Annotated in this window: 7 protein-coding genes; 1 reads left to right on the top strand and 6 read right to left on the bottom strand. The window is 64.7% G+C overall.

Annotation, left to right across the window (positions count from 1 at the left end):
* Window positions 1-197 precede the first annotated feature (197 nt).
* The 6 genes from ASG59_RS11385 to ASG59_RS11410 form a co-directional block, all read right to left on the bottom strand.
* The gene (locus tag ASG59_RS11385) at window positions 198-1,637 is read right to left on the bottom strand and encodes a YncE family protein (protein ID WP_055882954.1); all 1,440 of its coding nucleotides are present in this window, start codon (window positions 1,635-1,637) and stop codon (window positions 198-200) included.
* Window positions 1,634-2,059, bottom strand: coding sequence for a DUF305 domain-containing protein (locus ASG59_RS11390; RefSeq protein WP_055882956.1), 426 nt, complete (start codon window positions 2,057-2,059; stop codon window positions 1,634-1,636). Before ASG59_RS11390 ends, ASG59_RS11385 begins: the two co-directional genes overlap by 4 nt.
* A gap of 122 nt (window positions 2,060-2,181) precedes the next feature.
* Entirely contained in the window at window positions 2,182-2,565 is a 384-nt protein-coding gene (locus ASG59_RS11395; RefSeq protein ID WP_055882958.1) for a hypothetical protein, read from the bottom strand.
* Window positions 2,562-3,911 carry a sulfite oxidase gene (locus ASG59_RS11400; protein ID WP_055882960.1) on the bottom strand — a complete coding sequence of 450 codons (1,350 nt, stop codon included), beginning with the start codon at window positions 3,909-3,911 and terminating at the stop codon, window positions 2,562-2,564. Before ASG59_RS11400 ends, ASG59_RS11395 begins: the two co-directional genes overlap by 4 nt.
* Before the next feature lie 124 nt (window positions 3,912-4,035).
* Window positions 4,036-4,746 carry a hypothetical protein gene (locus tag ASG59_RS11405; protein ID WP_055882963.1) on the bottom strand — a complete coding sequence of 237 codons (711 nt, stop codon included), beginning with the start codon at window positions 4,744-4,746 and terminating at the stop codon, window positions 4,036-4,038.
* Window positions 4,743-5,291 carry an RNA polymerase sigma factor gene (locus ASG59_RS11410; protein WP_082494692.1) on the bottom strand — a complete coding sequence of 183 codons (549 nt, stop codon included), beginning with the start codon at window positions 5,289-5,291 and terminating at the stop codon, window positions 4,743-4,745. Before ASG59_RS11410 ends, ASG59_RS11405 begins: the two co-directional genes overlap by 4 nt.
* Before the next feature lie 249 nt (window positions 5,292-5,540).
* Here ASG59_RS11410 and ASG59_RS11415 point away from each other — a divergent pair, with 249 nt between their 5' ends.
* Window positions 5,541-6,341: a pentapeptide repeat-containing protein gene (locus tag ASG59_RS11415; RefSeq protein WP_056286899.1), complete on the top strand. Its 801-nt coding sequence runs from the start codon at window positions 5,541-5,543 to the stop codon at window positions 6,339-6,341.
* The last annotated feature ends 256 nt before the right edge of the window (window positions 6,342-6,597 follow it).

The raw sequence follows: 6,597 nt of genomic DNA on the forward strand, positions 1-6,597 counted from the left end.
CGCTGGTCGACCATATCCGCACCGTCGTCGATACCGCGCGCCTCACCGGCGCCAGCCCGTTCGGCACCATCCTCAAGACCGTCGGCGCCTGAACCCTATCATCGCGGGGGTGGGTAATTACAGGCGTGGAGCGTTCCACAAGGGCAAGCCCTGTTGAGACGTAGGCCTCGACTGCGGCTGATAAAGCCGCTCGTCCATTATGGAGCTTTCTGCAGCTGAACTGGCGAGCCGGTCTCGCCCGGCCTACCTTCGACGATCACGAGGTAACGCCGTGCCGCCTCTGGCGCGCCTTGCGTCACTTGCCTGATCGGGCCGATCGCGTTGACGACCGCCGCACCAGCGGGGTTCGTCATGAAAGCTGCGAGAGGCTCGATGGCACCGGAGCCTTTCGGATCGGTCGACAGCGCCAATACGAACGGCTTCTTCGGAGGCAGTCCCGTCACGGCAGCCTGAAGCGTCTGGAGCACGCCCTGGTCGAACAGCGTGACTTGCGTCTCTGGTTTGCCATCAGCCCCGCTGAGCGTGAGCGAGTTCGACTTGCCCGCTTCTCCTAGCGGCTGCAAGTTCTGCATACCTTCGCCAACCGGCACCGCATTCGGGACGTAGACGACGCCCTGCGGCCCTTGTCCGATAGGAATGGTGGCAATCACTGTGTTCGAGGCAGTGTCGATCACGGCCGCCTGATCGGCGTTCTCCAGACCGACATAGATGCGCGAGCCATCACCTGAGGGCCAGAGGCCATGCGGTAACGCGCCGGTCGGGATCGTGGCTACAGGCGAGAAATCATCGGTGCGGAACACCTTCACTTGGTTGAGCCCGCCGATAGTGACGTAGGCGAACTGGCCGGCTTTGGTGCGCGCGAAGTTGACGTGGTTGGTAAGCGGCCCGGTCTCGATGGTTCTGATCAACGCGAAGGGCGGCTTGGCATCAAAAACCATCGTGCGGCCAACGTCCTTCAGGGTCAGCCAGACTTGGGCGCCATCCGGCGTCGCGGCTATGTCGGGACAGAACGGGCTCTCCTGCTTGACCCGCCCGGCGATCGTGCGGGACTTCACGTCAATGACGACAGTCTCGGGGCTGAAACTGGAGCAGACGTAACCGTAACGCCCGTCAGGCGAGAAGATCGTCATGCCAGGACCGTTCGGCACTGTGATCCGCGCCGTCTCCTTGCCAGTGGCTGCGTCGAGGACCGCGATGTAATCCTCGCCGCGGATGCTGACCCAAACCTCTCGACCGTCAGGCGTGAAGAAGGCCTCGTGGGGCGAGCGGCCGACATAGGTCGTCTGCCGTACCGCGTTGGTCGCCGTGTCGATGAAGCTGACTGAGTTCGAGCCGATTGAGACAGCAAGCAAGGTCTTGGAATCGGGCGAGACGCCCATGCCGTGGACCAGCAGCTGGCCGCGATAAAGTGGACTGAGGTTCGCTGGCGTGATGTCTCCCAGGCGGATAACGCCGAGCAGCGTGTTGGTGGCTGGGTTCACGACCGAGACGGTGTTGGAGAACTGGTCCGAGCTGTAGAACCGGTCGCGGGCGCTGACTGGGATGTCTGGCGATGCGGCTGGCCCTGGGGCCTGGCCGGCAAGCGCTGGCCCAGACAGGAGCAGGACGAGGGTGACGAGCGGGAAGACGGCCTTCATCGGATGGTTCCTTGCGCCGGCATCGGCGCGGCGCCGTGATGATGGGGGTGAGGGACAGGTGCCGACGGCAGGGTGCCGGCGGCCGGGACTCGATCCGCCAGCGCGCGGCGCATGACCTCGATCTCCTGGCCCTGCTCGACAATAATCCCTTGTGCGAGGCGTAGCAGGACAGGATCGCGTCCGTGGATGAGCTGCGCCTTCGCCATGTCGATCGCACCCTGGTGGTGGGGGATCATCATCGCGGCGAAATCGCGGTCTGGATCGCCCGAGGGCGGGACCGCCATGTCGGCGTGCATCCGCTCCATGGACCGCGCCATTAGAGCGTCAAAGCCACTATCGGGCGGCTGCGCGGTGTGACGGTGGGCCGGTTCCGCTTGGCTGAGTGCGGCTCCGTATCCGAGAGCGATGCCGCCAAGCGACATTCCAGCCACTATCAAGGGCACTGCCAGACGAGTCATATGGTTTCTCGTTTCTTGTGATGCTGCCCACGACGACGCGAGCGACCCGCTGCCAACGGAACGCAATTCGCACGAACCGAGGGTCGTTATTGCGGGGCGAACGGGTTCTGGAACCCGCCCGTGCGCGACGGCGCCTTGGGCGGATGGGCGGTTGCCAGATAGTCCAGGATCAAGGCCCGTTCGGTGCCCTGGATGTCAGGCATGTTCTGACGCTCGGTCATCCAAGTCAGGGTCTCGTCCCAGCGCTCCCGGCTCATGCCCTGGTTCGAGACCAGCCGGTAGGCGTGGCAGGCCGTGCAGAGCCCGAAGGTTTCCTCGCGGCCCGGATGCGCAGGCAGGTCCTCCACCACCTGATCCCTGAGGGGGACGGTCGGTTCCTGCGCCCGGCTCCCTATTGTCAGAGCAAAGGTGGTTCCGATCAGGACGGCGCCAAAGCCGGAGATGAGACGCACGATGCCGAGGCGCCTCATCCGACGAGCACCGCGACGCGGTGCAGGGCATTGCCCCCGTACCCTTGCGGGTTCCAGTTCGCTGCTACGTGGGGCTGCGCCCTTCCCGCGCTGTCGGTCGCACGCACCCAAAGCTCGTAATAGCCATCAGACGGAAGCGGCACACTCACGCTCCACCGGCTCCAATCGTAGCGGTTGCGGGTCGGCGCGAGTTGGGTCGGGATCCAGGTCGCGCCAAAGTCGGTCGACACGTCGACGCGTGAAACGGTGAGGTCCCCGGCCCAGGCCGCACCGCGCATGGTGATCTCACGGCTGCCGGAGGGCAGCCGGGCGCCGTTGGCGGGGGCGGTCACGATCGATCGCACCGGCATCGATTCGAGGATGCGAAAATCCTTCTCGTCGGCCTTGCCGCCCGGCACCATGGGCTTGTTCGGCACCCGGTAGGCCGTGCCGGTCATGCCCTGTCCATCGTGCTCGCGGTCGCGGATCGTGATCCGCTTCAGCCACTTGTGCGAGAGCGAGGCCGGCCAGCCCGGCACTACGAGTCGCAAGGGGCCGCCGTGGATGTTGGACAACGGCTCACCGTTCATGGCGAAAACGACGAGCCCGTGCTGCTCCATCGCCTTGGCGATCGGCATGCCGCGCGACAACGACTCCTTGGTGGCATCGCCCGAAAGGTGCGGGTCCGCCCCGTAATGGGCGGTGTATTTCGCCGTGTCCTTCAGGCCCGCGGCTTTCAGCAGGTCAGCAAGGGGGACGCCGGTCCACTCGGCGCAGCCGGCGCCGCCGTTGGTCCAGGGGTTGCCACGCGCCTGCGGCTGGAAGAACGAGCGGCCGTTGCCGCCGCATTCGAGCACCATGCGGTAGGTCTTGGGCGTAAAGCGGCTCTTCAGCTCGCCGAGCGAGAGATCGAGCCGCTGGTTCACCTCACCGTCGACGGTGAAGCGCCAGCCCTCGGCATCGGCCGCCGCTTCCGGGATCTGGCCGTTGGTGCGGATGAAGAACTTCGGTGTCGGCGTTGTTTCGTCGTCGAGCAAGTGCTCAGGCGTCTCGGCGACCAGCGGGCGGTCGCCGAGCACAACAAGGCCTTTGTCCTTGCCGGGGAAATCCAGAGGCTGCGGACCCTTCGCAGCAGGGGCGGGTGCGGCGCCTTGCGCGTGCGCCGCAGGAACGAGTCCAGCCGGCAGGTTGCCCGCGAATGGGATGGCGGCGCCGACCGTAGCGCTCATGGCGGCGAGCCCCGCTCCGTTCAGGAAGCCGCGGCGGCTCGCGCCGGTGCGGCGGCCATGCACTAGCGCGTCCGCCCGCTCGGGATCGTCCCGGTACAGTTCGTCGAGCGAGCGTTCGATACGGCCTTGCGTGCTCATGGCTGGCGTTCCTCTCCGACAGGACTCCGGCGTGATCGGCCCGGCGGCCGTCGTGCTCTGGTGGCGTCGAATGTTCAGACAGGTCGGGACCGCCGTTTTATTCCCTGCCGCGCGAAACAAAGGTTCAGCCGAGACAAGGACGGCCCATCAGCGGGTCCGACGCACTGGCGACCATCACCGATCCGGGGCTGCGACTGCCAGCCTCGGCAAGCGCTACCGTCGCGGCGAACCGCTCTGTGTCCAGCTGCTCGCCGGTGAGCCGGTAGGCGAAGTCCCCGACCGTCCATCGCGCGACCTGGGACGTTGCCGGCACGGCGTCCTCCGGCGCGCCGCGTTCGGTAATCGTAAGGCGGACGCGGCAGCCGCGTTCGCCGATGTAGAAGGCGTCGGCCCGGGTCGGTCGAGTGTCGGAGGCGAAGCTTACGCGCTCCAGTCTGAGGTTAGCGGCATCCAGGTTCGGGATCTGCAGCTCCGCCGTGTGTAGGCCCGATTGGGTCTGTGCAATCGACTGAAGTCGGGAGCCGCCGTCCTTCGGAGCCTCGCGGGTCGAGAGCGCAAGCACGAGAGACGCGCCGAGTACCGCGACCAGAGCGAGCGCCACAAACGTTCGAACTTCGCGTCCCGACCGGCGGGGAGACGGGAGGTCGTTAGTACGCAGTGTCGCCGTCGTTCGGGCCTTGAGGGCGGCTAACGTCGCGAAGGCGCGTGCCGCTTCATTGTCCTCTGCGATCCAGGCCGCGACCGCGGCGAGGCGCTCGGGCGCAAGTTCCCCGTCAATGAGGGCGCTGAGTTCCTCTCGATCCCGCTCGCTGCCTTTCTCGTCGCTCTCGATCATCGGGCGGCCTCGTCTTGCTCGATGGTGCGCAGCAAGGCGGTCCGCGCTCGGGCGACGCGACTCATCACGGTCCCCGTCGGAACGCCGAGCCGACGGCCTGCCTCGGAGTAGCTGAGTTCCTCAACGTCGACGAGCAGAAGGACGCGGCGATGGTCAGGGGAGATCCGCATCAAGCTCTGGCGCACCGATAAGTCTGTCACGAGACGGTGGTCAATGAGCCAGGGATCAACCCCCTCCACCTCGACCGGTACAAGCGTCGCAGCGCGGCGCCGATGCGCGTCGACGGCAGCGTTGCGCGCGATCCTGTACAGCCATACCCGGTAAGCCTGGCTATTCGTCGGGACGTGCCTTGCCGTCAACGCCCGCACCGCTGCATCCTGAGCCACGTCGCCGGCCTCGTCTGCATCGCGCATGAAGCGGCGTACGAAAGAGCGAAGTGCAGGCATAAGCGCTGGCAGAAGGTCGTGTGCACCAACAGCGATCGAACCAGCCGTAGCACCTTGAGCAGGGGCGGTAGGCTCGTTCGTGTCCCGCCTGTTCGCCATTGCGTCCCGATAATCCCTTCAGGCGAGCAGCCTAACAAACCGCAGGCATATAAGGAACACTGTCTGCACGATGTGGCTCAGTCGGAGGGAGAACCGCCTACGCATGCTTGGTTTTCTCGACCGAATGATTTTGGAAACCTAAAATACCGACATGCTTCACACACTTTCAGCTATCATGGCGGAAGCAAGAAATAGGCTGGCGACGACCCGATCTTTGACAGGCTCAGCCAGCTATTCGGGAGTGAACTGATAAGCATCCTTCCTGTGGCACTGCTGGCATGGAGCGTTGCGGCGGCAACAGCCTCTGCCGAGCAGGACCTGCTGTTGGGGGCCAACATTAACACGCCCGCGATGACCCAGGCCGAAATGACCCGGGCTGACATCGAGGCTCTGATCGCAAAATCCGCCGGCAAACCTATCGACCTCTCCGACAAGGCCCTCGCCGGCCTCGACTTGTCTGGCCTTAACCTCAAGGGCGCAAACCTACGGACAGCGCGCCTCATCAAGGCGAACCTGCGTGGAGCGGACCTCAGCGGAACGAACCTCGAACAGGCGTGGTTCATCAAGGCCGACCTCTCGGGGGCCAAGCTCGTCGGCGCAAAAATGTTCGGCATCACTGCCCGCGAGGCGAACCTCAGTGGGGCGGATCTCAGCCGGTCCATGCCCATCGGCGATTTCAGGGGCGCCAATATGAGCGGCGCTTCGCTGGTCGACCTCAAGGGCGGCGCTGACATCAAGAACCAATCGATGGGCCTGATGCGGGCGGTGTTCGTCTCCGTGAACCTGTCGGGCGCTAATTTGAAGGGCGCCAACCTCGGGCGCTCGCGCTTGGAATACGCCAACCTTACAAACGCCGACCTGACCGACGTGGTGCTGATGGGCTCGGACCTCTCCGGCGCGAACCTGACGGGCGCGACCGTGACCGGTGCTGACTTCAAGAACGTCGAGGTCAGCGGTGCGCGGCTTCAGTCCCTTAAGGGCCAGGACAGCGCCAAGGGCTGGTCCGCCCTGGTCAACGCCGACCGCGCCATCACCGACAAGACCAATTGATCAAGTTCCAGCACTCTCACTATGCAGGCCGTAGGTGAAAATCAGTCTTTAAGAAACATTGGCGGTGTAGCCGAACTGGCAAAAGTCTCATTCGTCCGGTTCCATAACGCCCAGCTGGCGAATATCCGCCTTTAAGGACTGTGCGAACGGGGTTCTAGTAATTACCCACCCCCTTGCGCAGGTTGGATTTCGCTGATTTCTTCGTGGGATGGGCCGAAGCGATCTTGAACGGCTGAGCCGTGAGGAGCTGATCGAG

Origin of the sequence: Methylobacterium sp. Leaf466, from assembly GCF_001425565.1 — a bacterium.
Lineage (GTDB): Bacteria > Pseudomonadota > Alphaproteobacteria > Rhizobiales > Beijerinckiaceae > Methylobacterium.

Excerpts from the sequence above, each read along its gene's own strand:
- ASG59_RS11385 (WP_055882954.1), bottom strand. The coding sequence starts at position 1,637 with ATGAAGGCCGTCTTCCCGCTCGTCACCCTCGTCCTGCTCCTGTCTGGG.
- ASG59_RS11390 (WP_055882956.1), bottom strand. The coding sequence starts at position 2,059 with ATGTCGCTTGGCGGCATCGCTCTCGGATACGGAGCCGCACTCAGCCAA.
- ASG59_RS11395 (WP_055882958.1), bottom strand. The coding sequence starts at position 2,565 with ATGAGGCGCCTCGGCATCGTGCGTCTCATCTCCGGCTTTGGCGCCGTC.
- ASG59_RS11400 (WP_055882960.1), bottom strand. The coding sequence starts at position 3,911 with ATGAGCACGCAAGGCCGTATCGAACGCTCGCTCGACGAACTGTACCGG.
- ASG59_RS11405 (WP_055882963.1), bottom strand. The coding sequence starts at position 4,746 with ATGATCGAGAGCGACGAGAAAGGCAGCGAGCGGGATCGAGAGGAACTC.
- ASG59_RS11410 (WP_082494692.1), bottom strand. The coding sequence starts at position 5,291 with ATGGCGAACAGGCGGGACACGAACGAGCCTACCGCCCCTGCTCAAGGT.